The 16,576-nt window shown below is 32.7% G+C and carries 16 protein-coding genes; 11 read left to right on the top strand and 5 right to left on the bottom strand.

Annotated features, from left to right (window positions below):
- The first annotated feature begins 9 nt into the window (after positions 1 to 9).
- The 5 genes from CLV33_RS01000 (at position 10) to CLV33_RS00980 (ending at position 6,001) form a co-directional block, all read left to right on the top strand.
- Positions 10 to 1,881 (top strand): outer membrane protein assembly factor BamB family protein, encoded by a 1,872-nt coding sequence (locus CLV33_RS01000; protein WP_105472334.1) that lies wholly within the window; start codon positions 10 to 12, stop codon positions 1,879 to 1,881.
- Between the two features lie 237 nt (positions 1,882 to 2,118).
- Entirely contained in the window at positions 2,119 to 2,403 is a 285-nt protein-coding gene (locus CLV33_RS00995) for a hypothetical protein (RefSeq protein ID WP_105472333.1), read from the top strand.
- Positions 2,404 to 2,414: 11 nt separating this feature from the next.
- Positions 2,415 to 4,508, top strand: a complete 2,094-nt coding sequence (locus tag CLV33_RS00990) for a tetratricopeptide repeat-containing sensor histidine kinase (protein ID WP_146109697.1) — start codon at positions 2,415 to 2,417, stop codon at positions 4,506 to 4,508.
- Between the two features lie 72 nt (positions 4,509 to 4,580).
- A complete protein-coding gene (locus CLV33_RS00985; protein WP_105472331.1) occupies positions 4,581 to 5,231 on the top strand; it encodes a response regulator in 651 nt (216 codons plus the stop codon).
- A 155-nt stretch (positions 5,232 to 5,386) separates the two neighbouring features.
- Positions 5,387 to 6,001 carry a DUF4230 domain-containing protein gene (locus tag CLV33_RS00980; RefSeq protein ID WP_042246276.1) on the top strand — a complete coding sequence of 205 codons (615 nt, stop codon included), beginning with the start codon at positions 5,387 to 5,389 and terminating at the stop codon, positions 5,999 to 6,001.
- On the opposite strand, the gene CLV33_RS00975 is transcribed toward CLV33_RS00980, so the two are convergent.
- Positions 5,991 to 6,299: a rhodanese-like domain-containing protein gene (locus CLV33_RS00975; protein WP_042246297.1), complete on the bottom strand. Its 309-nt coding sequence runs from the start codon at positions 6,297 to 6,299 to the stop codon at positions 5,991 to 5,993. The genes CLV33_RS00980 and CLV33_RS00975 overlap by 11 nt on opposite strands.
- A 106-nt stretch (positions 6,300 to 6,405) precedes the next feature.
- On the opposite strand from CLV33_RS00975, the gene CLV33_RS00970 reads away from it, so the two are divergent.
- The 4 genes from CLV33_RS00970 to CLV33_RS00955 all read left to right on the top strand — a co-directional run bounded on the left by CLV33_RS00970 (position 6,406) and on the right by CLV33_RS00955 (position 10,513).
- A complete protein-coding gene (locus CLV33_RS00970) occupies positions 6,406 to 7,155 on the top strand; it encodes an enoyl-CoA hydratase/isomerase family protein (RefSeq protein WP_105472330.1) in 750 nt (249 codons plus the stop codon).
- Between the two features lie 139 nt (positions 7,156 to 7,294).
- Positions 7,295 to 7,903: a SprT-like domain-containing protein gene (locus CLV33_RS00965; RefSeq protein WP_105472329.1), complete on the top strand. Its 609-nt coding sequence runs from the start codon at positions 7,295 to 7,297 to the stop codon at positions 7,901 to 7,903.
- Positions 7,896 to 8,975 carry a mannose-1-phosphate guanylyltransferase gene (locus CLV33_RS00960; RefSeq protein WP_105472328.1) on the top strand — a complete coding sequence of 360 codons (1,080 nt, stop codon included), beginning with the start codon at positions 7,896 to 7,898 and terminating at the stop codon, positions 8,973 to 8,975. The genes CLV33_RS00965 and CLV33_RS00960 overlap by 8 nt, the downstream gene beginning before the upstream one ends.
- Positions 8,976 to 9,040: 65 nt before the next feature.
- The gene (locus CLV33_RS00955) at positions 9,041 to 10,513 is read left to right on the top strand and encodes a DUF389 domain-containing protein (protein ID WP_105472327.1); all 1,473 of its coding nucleotides are present in this window, start codon (positions 9,041 to 9,043) and stop codon (positions 10,511 to 10,513) included.
- A gap of 8 nt (positions 10,514 to 10,521) precedes the next feature.
- On the opposite strand, the gene CLV33_RS00950 is transcribed toward CLV33_RS00955, so the two are convergent.
- The 3 genes from CLV33_RS00950 to CLV33_RS00940 are packed head-to-tail and all read right to left on the bottom strand — an operon-like array spanning position 10,522 to position 13,136.
- Complete coding sequence (locus CLV33_RS00950) at positions 10,522 to 11,610, bottom strand: bile acid:sodium symporter family protein (RefSeq protein WP_105472326.1); 1,089 nt, start codon at positions 11,608 to 11,610, stop codon at positions 10,522 to 10,524.
- A gap of 21 nt (positions 11,611 to 11,631) precedes the next feature.
- A complete protein-coding gene (locus CLV33_RS00945; RefSeq protein ID WP_105472325.1) occupies positions 11,632 to 12,399 on the bottom strand; it encodes an ABC transporter ATP-binding protein in 768 nt (255 codons plus the stop codon).
- Positions 12,399 to 13,136 carry an MlaE family ABC transporter permease gene (locus CLV33_RS00940; protein ID WP_042246258.1) on the bottom strand — a complete coding sequence of 246 codons (738 nt, stop codon included), beginning with the start codon at positions 13,134 to 13,136 and terminating at the stop codon, positions 12,399 to 12,401. The genes CLV33_RS00945 and CLV33_RS00940 overlap by 1 nt, the downstream gene beginning before the upstream one ends.
- A gap of 111 nt (positions 13,137 to 13,247) precedes the next feature.
- Between CLV33_RS00940 and pafA the strand changes: the two genes are divergently transcribed.
- Both pafA and CLV33_RS00930 read left to right on the top strand, forming a co-directional pair.
- A complete protein-coding gene (pafA, locus tag CLV33_RS00935; RefSeq protein WP_105472324.1) occupies positions 13,248 to 14,870 on the top strand; it encodes an alkaline phosphatase PafA in 1,623 nt (540 codons plus the stop codon).
- Positions 14,870 to 15,676 (top strand): DNA/RNA non-specific endonuclease, encoded by an 807-nt coding sequence (locus CLV33_RS00930; RefSeq protein ID WP_105472323.1) that lies wholly within the window; start codon positions 14,870 to 14,872, stop codon positions 15,674 to 15,676. The genes pafA and CLV33_RS00930 overlap by 1 nt, the downstream gene beginning before the upstream one ends.
- Before the next feature lie 38 nt (positions 15,677 to 15,714).
- Here CLV33_RS00930 and CLV33_RS00925 read toward each other — a convergent pair whose 3' ends face one another.
- A complete protein-coding gene (locus CLV33_RS00925; RefSeq protein ID WP_105472322.1) occupies positions 15,715 to 16,566 on the bottom strand; it encodes a glycosyltransferase family 2 protein in 852 nt (283 codons plus the stop codon).
- Between the last annotated feature and the right edge of the window lie 10 nt (positions 16,567 to 16,576).

Genomic DNA, 16,576 nt, shown 5'->3' with positions numbered 1-16,576 from the left:
AATTCAACAATGAGACACTTTAATTTTTTAGTTTTTCTTCTGGTAAGTACACTAGTAGTAAACGCACAAAAAGCAGAAACACCAAATCAAAATTACAATTTAGGCGCTAAGATTAACGAAATGACACTTACAGTAGGTGGTATTTTGGTAGTTGCTACTAATGATGGATTGGTAGGAATAAAGCCAACTGAAAGCCAACCTGTTTTTACATTTAATAATTTTGGAAAACTAAAACCTGAGGAAACGGAGTTTGTTCCTAATTCACCATATATAATTGTATCGCAAGGTGTAGGCTCACAATTGGCAGGACTTACTAAAACTAAGCGTGCCGTAATAGATTATGTAAAAGGAGAGGTTATTTTTAATTCGGAAAACGATAACTGGAACCAAATTTATACGTGTAATGTAGTGCTTCCACAAAACAAATTAATTGTAAGCGGTATTCAAAAAGAAGGTAATAAGTTTGAAAAAATGACACCCAAAGTAGCTGTATATGATTTAAACACATCTAAATTAGACTACAGTTTCTTTTTAGATAAACCAGGGCGGGTAGGTATTGCTAAAGACTTTAGTGTTACTGGAACACCTCTACTTTTAAAAGAATTTTTAATTATACCAACCGCACAAGGTTTGTTGGCAAAATCGCATACAGGAGAAGACTTGTGGCAAAGTAAAATAAAAGGCGTTAATTGGATGGTTGCTGATGAAACTGAAAAAGAAATTTATGGATTTGAAACAACAACCAACGGGAAAAACACACGTATTCATAAAATAGGAAGCAATGGCGCAGAACTTTGGAATGACGATAGAAAGGTGCAGGGTAATGTTTCTAATTTTCAAATACTGCCGCTTGGTTTGGCAGTTGTAAGTGATAGAACAGCAGCGCAAGAATCTGAAATAGCGTTTTTAAGTGCTTCTACAGGTGAGGATTTATGGGACAAAGCACCAAAAACTAAAGGGTTTGTACAACATTTTTATGTGCAGGAAGATGGTATTTTGTTTGGCATTCAGCAAGGAGGTATCAATAAAATTTCTTTTGATGGAAAAACGTTGTTTAAAAAACCTTTAAAAACAGGTGAAAATATTATGGTAATGGCAGAATCACCACAAGGTTTAATTTACATAACAAGCGAGGATGCTAATATTGTAAATTTAAAAACAGGTGAACAAGTATGGAATAAACCATTAAAATATAAGAGGGCATCGGCTGTTGCTTCAACTTTTGATGAAGCTAACGATAGATATTTAATTGCTGCCGATGGTAAAATTATGGCTATTGATGCTACTTCGGGTGATGTTAGCGATTTTGCCAAAAGTAATTTTGATGAAAAGGAAGATCCTAATCACATGGAAATAAGAGATGGTGGCGTGTTCTTGTCTTCTAATCAAAACATGACTTTAGTAGGTTTTGATGGAAAGGAAACATACCACGCTTATCACAAATCACCAGGTAGAAGTACTTTTGGTAAAATTGTTGGAAGTGCTTTAGCAGTTGCATCAACCGCTATGACTGTTGGAATGAGTGCTAAAGCAGGAGCTAATCGCTCTGCTTATGGTAGCATAAACGATTTAAACAGTTATAACGATTATGGTAAGGAGGCAAAAAGGGCCGCCGATATGTTTTCAAATATAGCTAGTGCTTCGTTCGATTATTTATCTACACGCTTTAAGGCAAGTGCTGCAACCGAAAACGCGCAATTTATATTAACTAACCTAAACGGAGGCACTGGCTTGGTTAAACTTAACAAAGATACAGGCGACATAGAAAAAGAAATTTTACTAAAAGACAAAAAGCCAGAATACGAGGTAGATGAATTTGGAGGGTTTTTATTTTATAAGGCTAACGACCAAACTATTTATGCTTACAACCTTAAAAAATAAATCTTGTTGTTGAGATTTGTTGATTGGGCGTGATAATCAGATTATTGCGCTTAATCTTTTTTTCAAACACTTAATCGAGTATTTATTAGGTTAACTAGTAATAATTATTAGATTTAAAATGCTATTAATCAGTTCATACAGAAAACACCGATGGCTCTTTTTTTATAAAAATTTGAGTTGTTGGTGTTTTTTATTTTCGTGTAGTTTTCTAATAAACATCCTTAAACATAATTTATTATGAGTTTTGATGAGGTATTTATTGGATGTTTAGGCCTCATGGTTTTAGTGTTGATTTTCAACATAATGATAATTGTATCAAACCATTTCATTGAAAAAAATCTTGATGAAGCTAAAATTTTGAACCTGCAAACTCAACTTTTTTCTCAGCAAAAAAAATCTTTTGAGCTCATAGAAAAAGAAAAACTATTGGATGATTTTAATGCATCTTTAAGTAAACGTATTTTCAAAATACTAAAAAAAATAATTTCTTTACAAACGTTTATTATTGAAACACATCATTGATTTTTTTATTTATGAATCGATATTTAATTTTATTGTTCCTCTCCATTTCTCTCTTTACATTCTCTCAACCTAATAACAAAAAGTTAGATAGTTTAAAGCATGTTTATAAAAACAGTACCTCTGAAAGTAATAAGGTAACGGCATTAACAGAATTAGTAAAGGAATATTTTGATACAAATAGAGATTCTGCCGAAGTTTATATTAATAAAACTATAAGTTTTACCGAAAATAAAGCGCATTTACATAAAGCCCGTTTAATTTCTTTTTTAAACTATGCCCAGATTTATATTATTAAAGGCGATTACAAAACCGCTGAAGCATACTATACCAAATCTTGGGAAATTTTAAAGAATAATTACTATTACGATTTATACATTAAATACTTTGGCGATAAAGGTGTGCTTAATTTTTATCAAGGAGATTTTAAAAGTGCCCTAAGTAACTTTAATAAAGCACTAGAGAAAGCAAAAGAAGAAAAAAATGAAGAAGACCAACTTACATATTTAAACAATAAAGCTTTAGCCATGTCTTATCTTAATGAAGCAGAGGCCTCTTTGGATGTTCATAGAGAAGCTATATTACTGGCCGAAAAACTTAACGATTCTACAGCACTAGGTAAATCCTTTAATAATATAGGTTTAATTTATGAAGATATGAAGGCCTACAACAAAGCTTTGGAGTTTTACAGTAAAGCGCTAAATATTAAGAAAAACGGGGATAATAAAATAGATATTGCTAATAGTTTGTTCAACATAGCTGGCATGTATAAGGAGATTGGAGAAAAAGAAAAAGATACAACACTTTATGCAAAAGCCGAAAAACATTATAAACTTGCTTTTGAAAAAGCAAAGGAAGTTAATTATGGCAAGGTGATGCTATTCTCAAAAACAGGAATGGCACAATTGGCTACAGTACGTAACAAACCTTTAAAGGCAATTTCAATTTATAAATCAGTAGCAGATGAGGCTAAGCGTGTTAATGATAACCAAACGTTAAGGGTAACTTACCTAAACTTGGGGGTAAATTATTTAAGTATAGGAAAACTTAGAGAAGCAGAAACATATCTTTTAAAATCGAAACCTTTTATAGAAGCTGCTGAAAACCCCTCAGATATAGCAAGTTTATACAAGAACCTGTCATTATTATACCAACAAAAACAAAATTACAATTTAGCGTTCAACTATTTTAAAAAGTATCATGATACAAGTGAGGATTTATCTAAAAACTCGCTTACCGAAAAGATTTCAGAATTTGAAATAAAATATGAAACAGAAAAGAAGGAAAAAGAAATAGTTACCCAGCGTGCAGAACTAATTGAAAAAGAACTAAGAATCAGCAAAAAAAACACGCAACTAATGGGTTTAGGGTTGGTAGCCATATTACTTTCGGTTTTGGGGTATTTACTCTATAATCAGCAAAAACTTAAAAATCGCCAACTTCAAAAAGAATCAGAGTTAAAAGAAGCTTTAGCCCGAATTGAAACCCAGAATAAATTACAAGACCAACGCCTAAAAATCTCTAGAGATTTACATGATAACATTGGCGCCCAACTTACGTTTATTATTTCCTCTATTGAAAATTTGCAATACGGATTCGAAATTAAAAACGAAAAATTAACTAAAAAGTTAAAAGATATAAGTGCATTTACTAAAGAAACTATTTACGAGTTGCGAGATACTATTTGGGCCATGAACAAGAGTGAGATTTCTTTAGAAGATTTACAAACACGCATTAGTAATTTTGTAGAAAATGCTAATACCTATTCAGGGAATATCAAGTTTAAATTTATATTAAAAGACACCGTGTTAAATAGCACTATTTTTTCTTCGGTAACGGGAATGAATGTTTACAGAATAGTTCAAGAAGCTATAAATAATGCAATAAAATACTCTGAAGCTAAAAACGTTACGGTTGAAATTTTTCAAAATAAAGAACAACTTGTTATTAAAGTGGTTGATGATGGAAAAGGATTTGATATAACAAAAGCAGGAGATGGAAATGGCTTAAATAATATACAAAAGCGTGCAAAAGATATTAAAGCTACTCTTAATATTAACAGTAAAATTAATTTGGGAACAGAAATAGAATTATTCGTTGGTGTTTAAAAAAACAATACTTTAGTGTTATTGGCTAAAGTTGTAATTTCTTAAGTTTAAAGCCTTATTCAAAAAAAATAAATGAAAATTAAAACAGCCATTGCCGACGATAATACGTTCTTAATTACTGCCATTAAAGAAAAGCTTTCTTTTTTTGATAATATAGACCTGAAATTTACAGCGCTAAATGGAGCTGAACTATTAGCAAAACTAAATGATAATTATAACATTGATATAATTTTGATGGATATAGAAATGCCAGTTTTAAATGGAATTGAAACTACAGAATTGGTAAAGCAAAAATATCCACATATAAAAATCATCATGCTAACGGTTTTCGATAATGATGAAAATATTTTTAATGCCATAAAAGCAGGGGCAGATGGTTATTTATTAAAAGAAGTGAACCCAAAAGATTTAAACACGGGTATGGTTGAAACCTTAAATGGAGGTGCGGCCATGAACCCGTCCATTGCTTTAAAAACATTAAAATTATTACGAAATCCAATTCAAATTCAAAACCAAAAGGATAAAGACGACATTACACTAACAGCTAGGGAAACGGAAGTTTTAGAGCATTTAAGTAAAGGCTTAAGTTATAATGCCATTGCAGATAATTTAATATTATCAACCGGTACTATTAGAAAACACATAGAGAATATTTATAAAAAACTACAGGTACATAATAAGTTGGAGGCAGTACAAAAAGCAAAAAAGAATAACTTAATTTAAAGTTTGTTTTACAATTAGGTAATCTATAATAGCAACAAGTCCTGTATTTTTGAAGTGTTATTAAAAACGTAGCATTTTATGGACACATTAGTTAGACTTCTTACGTCGAAGGAAACTAATGTTTTTTTTTGCTCAAATTATTTCTAAATTAGGGCATGCGAAAAATTCTATTTGGTGTTGTTATAACACTTGTTGTTCTTTTTACTTTCAAGTATTGCGAAGATAAAAAGCAAGAAAACATTAGTCTTAAAGAAAGTTCGGCATTAATTCAAGAACAAATAAAAAATGTTGGAAAATTGGTGGTTACCGAGGGGCATTTTAGCGAAGTATTTACATATAAAAATTCTAAGGATGTATTTGGTGATTTAATATCGGCCAAAAAGAAGGCCTTAGTTGTTGTAAATGCAGAGGTAACTATAGCTTACGATTTAAGTAAGATTACGTTCAATATAGATGCTGTTAATAAAACGCTAAGCATTACCAATATTCCCGAGGCAGAAGTTAAGGTGCATCCAGATTTAGAGTATTATGATGTACAGGCCGATTATTTAAACCCCTTTGATGCTAAAGATTATAACAACATAAATAACACGGTAAAACAGGCGCTTTTGCAGAAAATAGATAAATCTGATTTAAAGGCTAATGCCAAAAACCGGTTAATAAGCGAGTTGTCTAAATTTTACATCTTAACCAATTCTATGGGGTGGACATTAAAATATAACGAAACACCTCTTTTAAACCGCGAAGCTATACAGGCAATTACGCTATAAGTAGTTTTAAATCGGCAAGCCCGCCTCCGTTTACAGCTTCAATTTTATAAAATTTTAAAAGTTTGGTAGCACGCGCAGATCTTGCACCGCTTTTGCAATGCACAATTACGGGTTTATTTAATTTTTTAATCTCCTCTACATGGTTTTTTAAATCACTTAACGGAATATGCATAGCATTGGCAATATGCCCTTCGTTCCATTCTTGTTTTGTTCTAACGTCTAATATTACAGCGTTTTGTTCTAAAAACGCTTTTATTTTTTGCGTGTTATTTTTAAAGAAAAAACTAAATAATCCCATGTTTAAATTTTTTATAAAGTTAATTAATATTTTACCATTTGTTGATACGTTTTTGTAACTAATCACATATTTTTTGGGTATATTCAGCCTTTTAAAATAATAATTTATGGAGCCTTATGTAACGCTTTCAAATAAAAACAATGTTGGTTATATCGAGTTTTTTCATCCTAATAGAAATTCAATACCCAGTAGTATTTTATTAGAGTTAGAACAAACAATTAAACGTGCTGGTGATGACGATACCATTAAAGTCATTGTTTTAAAAAGTGGTGGCGATAGAACATTTTGTGCTGGTGCTAGTTTTAACGAAGTTATCGCTATAGAAAACGAAACGCAGGGTAAAGCCTTTTTTTCTGGGTTTGCTAATGTTATAAATGCAATGCGCAAATGCCCAAAATTAATAATTGGCCGTGTTCAAGGTAAAACAGTTGGTGGCGGTGTTGGTTTAGCAGCAGCTACCGATTATTGTTTGGCTACAAAACACGCCTCTATTCGCTTAAGTGAGTTAAGTATAGGCATAGGGCCTTTTGTTATAGAGCCAGCGGTATCTAGAAAAATTGGAAAAATAGCCATGTCGCAAATGAGTATAGATGCAGAAACATTTTTTTCATGGGAATTTGCTAAAGATAAAGGGCTATATGCCGATGTATTCGATACTGTAGAGGCATTAGATGAATCTGTAAAACTATTAGCCGAAAAATTGGCAGGTTACAACCCAGAAGCCTTAATAGAGATGAAAAAAGTAATGTGGAAGGGCACCGAAGATTGGGACGCGCTTTTAGCTGAACGCGCTAAAATAAGCGGAAGATTAGTTTTAAGTAAATTTACGAAAAACACTTTAAAACGGTTTAGGTAAAAACGTGTTCTGTAGAGCCTAGAGCAACATTGTTTTATATGTTGCAACTAAGTTATGTAAGGCTTTGTTGTAACTTTTTAGCTTTTACTAAGTTCTATGTTATTCGTTATTTTAAAGAAAATGCCCTATTTTTACAACAATGCAAGTCCAAATAAAAAAATGTATTCCAGAACAGGCCATTCCTAAAGTAATTTCACTTTTAGAGCATGATAATGTAATAGTTAAAATTAAAAACGAAAGAAAAACAAAACACGGGGATTATAAACCATTGCCCAATGGAAAGCATCAAATTACTATTAATTCAAATTTAAATCAATATCGTTTTTTAATTACATTAATTCACGAAATTGCACATTTTGAGGCTTTTAGTAAATATGGCAGATTTATAAAACCCCACGGCATTGAGTGGAAACGTACCTTTCAGCATTTAATGTTGCCTTTTTTAAATCCTCGGGTTTTTCCTAGCGAATTATTGCCGTTACTAGCAAAACATTTTAAAAACCCAAAAGCATCTAGCGATACAGATGCATTATTAGCCTTAGCCTTAAAGCAATTTGACGAGCCAAACAACAAAACATTTGTTTTTGAAGTATCTTTGGGTGAGACTTTTAAATTGTATAATGGTAAAGTTTTTAAAATGGGAAACAAACGTATAAAACGTTATGAGTGCGTTGAGGTTAAAACAGGGAAATTGTACTTGTTTAATCCCACCGCAGAAGTAGAATTGATACATAAAAATTATGAATAAAAATTATTACGCCATATTAATGGCAGGAGGCGTAGGGTCTAGATTTTGGCCTGTTAGCACTCAGGATTTTCCAAAGCAGTTTCACGATATGTTAGGTACAGGAGATACCTTGATACAAAAAACGTTTCATCGTTTAGCAGATGTAATTCCTAAGGAAAATATTTTAATTTTAACTAACGAACGCTACAACGATTTGGTTCTGGAGCAATTACCTGAAGTTGAGCAGAGACAAGTAGTTTTAGAACCCGCAATGCGAAATACAGCACCCTGTATTTTGTATGCATCTTTAAAAATTCAAAAGGAAAACCCTGATGCGGTAATGATAGTAGCTCCTAGTGATCATTGGATTGAAGACGAAGCAACGTTCTCCAAAAACGTAAAACAAGCATTTGAGTTTTGTGCTAAAAACGATGCGCTAATGACTTTGGGGATACAACCCACGTTTCCAAATACAGGTTACGGTTATATAGAATACAATAAGACTGCGCAAAATACCATAAAACAAGTAAATCAGTTTAGGGAAAAACCAGACTACAATACCGCTAAAGCGTTTATAGCTCAAGGTAATTTTCTATGGAATGCTGGTATTTTTATGTGGAGTGTTAAAAGCGCAGTAAATGCATTTAAAACAAATCAACCAAATTTATATAGCTTGTTTGAAAACGGTATTAGTGATTATAACACTAGTTCTGAAAGCGATTTTATAAAAGAAAATTATCCTAAGGCAGAAAATATTTCGGTAGACTATGCTATTATGGAAAAATCCAACAATGTTTTTGTTATAGCAGCTGAATTTGATTGGAACGATTTAGGAACTTGGGGTAGTTTATATGATAAATTAGATAAAAATGATTCTAATAATGCTGTAGTAAATGCAAGAACATTAACCGAAGATGCTACAGGTAACATGATACGTACCAAAAACGATAAAATTGTAGTAGTAGATGGTTTAAGCGATTATATTATTGTAGATAAAGACGAGGTACTGCTTATTTATCCAAAAGCAAAGGAGCAGGATATTAAAAAAACCCTCAAAAAAGTTAAGGACGAATTTGGAGAGCAGTACGGTTAAAACTTAAAAGTACATTGTATGCTAAATTGTATTATATTCGTGGTGCGTGAGGCAATTTAATTACAATGGAAGAAAGTAAGTTTAGTTTTTCTGAAGACGAACAATCAGAAAACAAAAAAGATGAAAACGTTGCGAAATCTAAAGAAGAGGTAAAAAAGGATGCACAAGGTTTATTTGCTAGTATCTCAAAATTCTTAAACGAGCTTCTAGATTTTAGAGACGATACCGATAGAAACGCTACAATTGAAGCTATAAAAAAAGACATACCGTTTAAGGGCGCTACTGCTTGGATATTGGTGTGTTCTATATTTGTAGCCTCTATTGGTTTAAATGCAGATTCTACAGCAGTAGTTATAGGAGCCATGTTAATTTCTCCGTTAATGGGGCCTATATTGGGTGTTGGTCTATCTATTGCAATAAATGATATAGACACACTTAAAAAGTCGCTTATAAACTTAGTTACAATGATTGTATTAAGTTTAATGGCTGCATTTTTGTTTTTCAAGTTTTTTCCTTCTGCTGATATTATGACAAACGAGCTGTTTGGTAGAACAAAACCAGATGTACGCGATGTTTTAATTGCATTTTTTGGTGGAGCAGCGTTAATTATTGCGCGTACAAAAAAGGGTACCATAGCATCGGTAATATTTGGTGTGGCCATAGCAACCGCTTTAATGCCACCGCTTTGTACAGCAGGTTATGGTTTAGCGCATAATTGGGACACTTTTATAGGTGCCATGTACTTGTTTACCATAAACACTATTTTTATTGCGCTTGCTACATTTTTAGTATTAAAGATTTTGCGTTTTCCCATGCTTAAATACGCTAACTCTAAAAAGCGAAAGCGTATAGCAAGATTAGCATCAATAGTGGCTATTTTAGTTATGGCACCTGCCATATGGACATTTGTTGAGTTTATTAAGCAAACAGGTTTAGAGGGAGATTACAACAACTTTATAAAAACCGAAGTAGAATCTAATGATGAGTTGTGGTTACAAAAGGGTACACCATCTTGGGAAGAAAAAACCATTAACTTACATTTTTATGGTGAAGTGGCAGATGCTACTATTGCAGATTTAAAAAACGAACTAAAGAATTACGAAAAGATAAAAGATTTTTCTTTGGTTATAAAAGGTAACAAAACCAGAAGTATCGATAAAATTTCTGAGGCCTATGATAGAGCTATTAGGGATTTAGACAATAAGGATAATATTATTGCTGGTCTTCAAAAGCAAATAGAGGAACTGCAAAATAATATTACAGATTTGAACCAACAATTTGGTGGTAAAAACAGCAATGTTAAAGAATCTTTTACCAATATTTCCCGTGAAGCCAAGGTAAGATTCAAAGATTTAGAATATTTTGGATATTCTAAAATGTTAGAAACCAAAGATTTTATAAAAATAGATACTGTTACTTTGGTTCGGTTAAAATGGAGTAAAGAACTTACTGATACTCTTAAATCTAAAAAAGAGCAAGAGTTAAAAAATTGGTTAGGAAAAGAATTGAAGCAAGAAAATATTTTAATTTTAAAATAGACTATAAACTAGTTTTTGTCATATTCTGCAGGGTCTCTGTCTCTCCACCAAGATGCAAGTGCAGAACCAGAAATGTTCATCCATGGGCCAAAAACGGCAGGAGCTAAACCTACAGTAGCCACTTTGCCAATTTCTATAGCTATCCCCGAAGCTAAACCACCGTTTTGCATGCCAACTTCTAGGGCTATTGTTCTACAGTCGGCCTCTTTCATTTTTAATAATTTACAGCCCCAATATCCTAAAAAATATCCTGCACTATTATGAATTATAGCGGCTAAAATTAATAATAGGCCAATTTCTAGCAGGCTATCTCTACCAGAAGCAGTTATTATAGCAATAATTAATGCTATAGCTCCCATTGAAATTATAGGTAGAATTTTGTCTAGCCATGCAAGCTTTCCGTGGAAAAGTTGATTAAACAAAAGGCCAGCAATAATTGGTAAAATCACCATTTTAACAATACTATACATCATTTGCCATACATCTATAGGTATAAATTCTCCGGCAAAAGTTTGCATTAACAAAGGCGTTAAAAAGGGCGCCAATAAAGTAGCTATAGATGTTAAAGTAATAGATAATGCTAAATTAGCTTTGGCTAAATACACCATTACGTTTGATGCTAATCCACTTGGAGAACAACCAATTAACACAATTCCTGCTGCAATTTCGCTGCTAAAGCCAAATAAACTTGCTATGGTAAATCCTAAAACAGGCATAATGGTAAATTGGCAAATTAACCCTATTAAAACGCCTTTTGGCATATTTATAACGCCTTTAAAGTCTTTTATACTCATAGATGTACCCATCCCAAACATTATAATTTGGAGTAAAGGAACAATGAGTAATTTTAGATTAAAGTCACCAATTTTTATAAATAATCGTGGGTAAAACATAGCTAACGCTACAATGCCAAAAATTAAAATAGTGAATGAAAATCTTTTATAGCTCTTAGTATTAGCTGCAGCAATAGCAAATAAAAAGAAGCAAGTAACTACTAAAATGCCAACCCAAGTGAAGTGATTAACGATTAACATTAAACCAGTAATAATTGCAATAACACAGGCTAAAATAAGCAGAATTTTAGTTACTGTTTTCATATTTAATAAAGTGGTAATTCTTTACTCATTTTCTTCAATATACATTCTTCTTACTTTTTTAAACAGGTTAGAAGAGTATACAAAATCGGTAACCGATTCATTATCTGTTTTAAATATAGTTTTGTTAGAGCCTTCCCATGCCTTTAATCCATTTTTTAAAAAGACTATTTTTTCGCCAATTTCCATAACAGAGTTCATATCATGAGAATTAATTACTGTTGTAATTTGGTATTCATCGGTAATTTCTTGGATTAAATTATCAATTACAATAGCCGTTTTAGGGTCTAGCCCAGAGTTTGGTTCATCGCAAAATAAATACTTTGGTTTATTAACTATAGCACGAGCAATGGCAACACGTTTTTGCATTCCACCAGAGGCTTCACTAGGCATTTTGTTGTGTGCATCAGGTAAATTTACGCGGTTTAATACAAAGTTTACACGATCTTCCATTTCACTTTTACTTTGTTTGGTAAACATTTTAAGTGGGAACATCACGTTTTGTGCAATGGTCATAGAGTCAAACAGTGCACTTCCTTGAAAAACCATACCAATTTCAGCGCGAATGTTTCGTTTTTCATCTTCTGAAAGTTGAGAAAATATTTTCCCTTCGTACGCAATAGTGCCTTGTTCATAATCAAACAATCCCAATAAGCACTTTAAAAACACGGTTTTTCCAGAACCACTTTGCCCAATAATTAGGTTGGTTTTTCCTTTTTCAAAAGTGGTGCTAATACCTTTTAAAACTTCAATATCTCCAAACGATTTATGTAAATTGTTAACTTCTATCATTAGCTCAACAGCATTTGGGTTAGTAAATAGTTTAAAAGAATAATAGCTACGCTAGTCCAAACAAAAGAGGTGGTACTCGCTTTACCAACTTCTAGAGCGCCACCTTTCATATAATAGCCATGAAACGAAGGAATTGTAGCCAATAAAAAAGCAAAAACAAATGTTTTTATAAAGGCATAGGTAACATGAAAGGTATCAAAATCTGTTTGAATACCGGTTATATAATCTTGTAGTGAGCCAAAACCACCATAAACACATGCTGCCATACCACCTAGAATACCTAAAAACATAGCGATAGATATTACAAAAGGATACAGAAGCAAAGAAATAAACTTTGGGAATACTAAATAGTTTAAGGAATTTATACCCATAACTTCTAGGGCATCAATTTGTTCTGTAACACGCATTGTGCCTATACTAGATGTAATAAAAGAGCCTACTTTTCCTGCCATAATAATAGACATAAATGTTGGGGCAAACTCTAGGATAATAGACTGTCTAGTAGCAAAACCAACCAAATATTTAGGAATAAGCGGATTGTCTATATTTAAAGCGGTTTGTATGGTTACAACACCTCCCACGAAAAAGGAAATGAAAGCTACAATTCCCAAAGAACCAATAATTAAGTCGTCTATATCTTTGAGTATAAGCTGCTTCATCATGCTCCATTTTGTGGGCTTACGAAACATTTCTACTATCATCAAAAAATAGGTGCCTATATTGTGCAGGTACGTCATATAATAATTTGTATATGCTAAATTAAAAAAAACTTAGGGGTATTTAACCTTAATTTAAAATAATGATGTTTTTAATATGTGTATTTTTGAAATCTATAAATTTTAATTGAAATGAAGTATTTAATAGCACTTTTGTTAACTGTAGTATTTATTCTTCCAATCTCTGCCCAGGAAGATAATCCAAAATTAGTTGTAGGTATTGTTGTAGACCAAATGCGATATGATTATTTAACGCGTTTTGATAAGAAGTTTGGCGAAAATGGTTTTAAGCGTATGATGCGTGAAGGCTTTAATTGCAAGAATAACCATTTTAACTATGTGCCCACATATACAGGGCCAGGACATGCCTCAATTTACACCGGTACAACACCAAAATACCACGGTATTATTGGTAATAATTGGTACGATAAAGACATAAAAAAAATGGTGTACTGTGCTGGAGACACAACGGTGAGTTCTGTAGGAACAGCGGCAGTATCTGGTTTAATGTCTCCACACCGTATGTTAACCACAACTTTTGCCGACGAAAATAGGTTGTTTACGCAAATGAGAGGAAAAACCATAGGTGTTTCAATAAAAGATCGTGGTGCTATTTTACCTGCTGGCCATTCGGCAAACGCAGCATATTGGTTTCAAGGCGGACAAGAAGGAAATTGGATATCTAGTACATTTTATATGGATGAATTACCTAAGTGGGTAAACAATTTTAATAATTCTAAAAAAGCAGAATCTTACATAAAAGATTGGAACACATTTTATGATATTGATACCTACACTGAAAGTGGTGCTGATTTAAATAATTTTGAAGGGAAGTTTAAAGGTAAAGAAACGGCTACTTTTCCATACAATTTAAAAGCATTAAGCAAGAAAAATGGTGGGTTTAATATTTTAAAAACAACACCGTACGGTAATAGTTTAACTGCAGATTTTGCTTTAGCAGCTATTGATGGTGAAGGTTTAGGTCAAGATAATATTACAGATGTACTTACTGTAAGTTTTTCTAGTACAGACTATGTTGGGCATAAATTTGGTGTAAATTCTAAAGAAATTGAAGATACTTACATACGTTTGGATAAAGATTTAGAGCGCTTTTTTGCTGCTTTAGACGAAAAAGTAGGAAAAGGGGAGTATGTAGTTTTTTTAACTGCCGACCATGGTGCTATTGATGTTCCTGCATATTTACAATCAGCTAAAATTCCTGCTGGGTATTTAGATAATGATGTGCGCAAAGTATTGTTCCAAAAGTTTTTAACAGATACATATGGCACTACTGATATTGTAGAAGATATTAGCAACAATCAAATTTTCTTAAATAGAGATATGATAAAAGCACTCGATTTAGATTTAGATGATGTACAAGAAGCCATAGTGAACGAACAAATTGCGTATCCACATATCTCTAAAGCTTATACAGCTACCACCATGGCGTCTGTAGATTTTACAGAAGGTATAGAGGCTTTGCTACAAAAAGGGTACAACCAAAAGCGTTCTGGAGACATTATATTAGTAAATGATCCAGCTTATATAAGTTATGGTAAAACCGGCTCTACACATGGTAGTGGTTTAAACTACGATACCCATGTACCTTTGCTGTTTTTTGGGAAAGGTATAAAACAAGGGCATACGTATAAGAAAACTGAGATTACCGATATAGCGCCAACAATATCTGCACTTTTAGGTATTAGCTTTCCTAATTTTGCTATCGGTCAACCTTTAGAGTTCGTATTTAATTAATGAAAAGGCGCACTTGGTTTACTATTATTGCAATAGCCATTATTATTGGTGTTTACGTTTATGAATATGTTTTAGTTGAAGCAGAACAGGCAGAAATAGTATTAGAAGGTAAAGAGGCAAAAGCTAATACCAATGCATTTTTTCTACCAACAAGTACCACCAACCAAATTATACATCACAATGGGTATTCTTTGTCTTATAGTGAGCCCCATGAACAAGCAGAGTGGGTCGCTTACGAGCTTAAGAAATCGCATCTTTCTAACACTAACCACAAGCGGCCTTATTTTGAAATTGATAAAGCCGTAAAAACAGGAGCTGCAAGTTGGCGAAATTATAAAAACTCGGGTTACGATCGAGGACATTTATGTCCTGCTGCCGATAGACGTTATACTAAAGCAGCGCACGACGAAACGTTTTTAACTAGTAATATTAGTCCGCAAGACCACCAATTTAATGCTGGAATTTGGAACACTTTAGAGCAAAAAGTACGCTACTGGGCAAGAAAATACAATGGTGTTTTTGTTGTTACAGGTGGTGTATTAAGTGGCCGTATGAAAACTATTGGTAGAGAAGGTGTTTCAGTACCAAATTACTTTTATAAAGTGTTGATTGATAGCAATAGTGGAAAAACTAAAATGATTGCTTTTTTAATGCCTCATAAAGATTCAAGCAAACCATTGTATGAATTTGTAGTGTCGGTTGATGAGGTTGAAGCATTAACAGGGATAGATTTCTTTCCAGAATTAGCAGACGAATTGGAAAACAAGTTAGAAGCCTCTCGCAGTTATAAAGATTGGAGTTTCTAGGGGAGAAGTATTGTTGCTTTAAATATGTTTTTTGGATATCAGACTTTCAATTTACCCAGCATACCTTTCCAACGTAAACTTCTAATAAATTTACCTTCATCTTCAGACACTAAAAAATTAACCTTTTCTTTTTTAGCCTTAAAATAGCCTGCTATATAATTTTTAAAAAGTGTGATACTTCTTTTTTTATATGCTAATTTTAAAGCAGAAATACATGTTATTATAAAGCCGTAACGCATTTTATACATGGCTTCACCTTGTAAATATTTAGATGCTTCATTATAATTAACACCAGTTGGTTTTAAGTGCTTTACATGTAAATTGGTATCGGTTAAAATGTCCCAGCCATAATATTTTGCTAATAACTCGTCAACAGTATCCCAGCCCATAGAGGGTTTTAATTTTCCAATTTGTAAAAAACAAGCTTTTCTATAGGCTTTTAATGCGCCACGAATATGGTCTTTTCTGGTAAGGTTTTCCAACACCCAATCTCCATTTTTTTCAATATAACAAAAACCTGATGCCATTCCCAGTTTTGGGTTTGTATTGAAATGTTTGGCAAGTTCTTCAAGATAATTTTCTGGAAAAATCAAGTCTGCATCAAATTTGCAGATAATATCATAGTCTTCATCTAGAGTTTCAAAGCCTTTATAGAAGGCATTGATAATTTTTGTGCCTGGTAAATGTTCGTCTGATGATTTAATATTAACAAGAGAAATAAATTCATGCTTTTGTGCGTAACCATCAACTACAGCTTCTGTTGTATCAGTAGAATTATCATTCACTACAACAATTTGCTTAGGTTTTAAAGTTTGATTTACCAAAGCGTAAAGCGTAAGCCCAATAGCATCCGCTTCATTATGAGCAGGTATAACGATGTAAAAATTCAAAAGCTAGGAT

Origin of the sequence: Jejuia pallidilutea, assembly GCF_002973595.1 — a bacterium.
GTDB lineage: Bacteria > Bacteroidota > Bacteroidia > Flavobacteriales > Flavobacteriaceae > Jejuia > Jejuia pallidilutea.
The sequence above is the reverse complement of the archived record's forward strand: the minus strand, read 5'-3'. Positions and strand labels throughout refer to the sequence as shown.

Coding starts and splice junctions, on each gene's coding strand:
- CLV33_RS01000 (WP_105472334.1), top strand. CDS start 10: ATGAGACACTTTAATTTTTTAGTTTTTCTTCTGGTAAGTACACTAGTA.
- CLV33_RS00965 (WP_105472329.1), top strand. CDS start 7,295: ATGCAAGTCCAAATAAAAAAATGTATTCCAGAACAGGCCATTCCTAAA.
- CLV33_RS00940 (WP_042246258.1), bottom strand. CDS start 13,136: ATGACGTACCTGCACAATATAGGCACCTATTTTTTGATGATAGTAGAA.
- CLV33_RS00970 (WP_105472330.1), top strand. CDS start 6,406: ATGGAGCCTTATGTAACGCTTTCAAATAAAAACAATGTTGGTTATATC.
- CLV33_RS00975 (WP_042246297.1), bottom strand. CDS start 6,299: ATGGGATTATTTAGTTTTTTCTTTAAAAATAACACGCAAAAAATAAAA.
- CLV33_RS00955 (WP_105472327.1), top strand. CDS start 9,041: ATGGAAGAAAGTAAGTTTAGTTTTTCTGAAGACGAACAATCAGAAAAC.
- CLV33_RS00980 (WP_042246276.1), top strand. CDS start 5,387: ATGCGAAAAATTCTATTTGGTGTTGTTATAACACTTGTTGTTCTTTTT.
- CLV33_RS00990 (WP_146109697.1), top strand. CDS start 2,415: ATGAATCGATATTTAATTTTATTGTTCCTCTCCATTTCTCTCTTTACA.
- CLV33_RS00960 (WP_105472328.1), top strand. CDS start 7,896: ATGAATAAAAATTATTACGCCATATTAATGGCAGGAGGCGTAGGGTCT.
- CLV33_RS00945 (WP_105472325.1), bottom strand. CDS start 12,399: ATGATAGAAGTTAACAATTTACATAAATCGTTTGGAGATATTGAAGTT.
- CLV33_RS00985 (WP_105472331.1), top strand. CDS start 4,581: ATGAAAATTAAAACAGCCATTGCCGACGATAATACGTTCTTAATTACT.
- CLV33_RS00995 (WP_105472333.1), top strand. CDS start 2,119: ATGAGTTTTGATGAGGTATTTATTGGATGTTTAGGCCTCATGGTTTTA.
- CLV33_RS00930 (WP_105472323.1), top strand. CDS start 14,870: ATGAAAAGGCGCACTTGGTTTACTATTATTGCAATAGCCATTATTATT.
- CLV33_RS00950 (WP_105472326.1), bottom strand. CDS start 11,610: ATGAAAACAGTAACTAAAATTCTGCTTATTTTAGCCTGTGTTATTGCA.
- pafA (WP_105472324.1), top strand. CDS start 13,248: ATGAAGTATTTAATAGCACTTTTGTTAACTGTAGTATTTATTCTTCCA.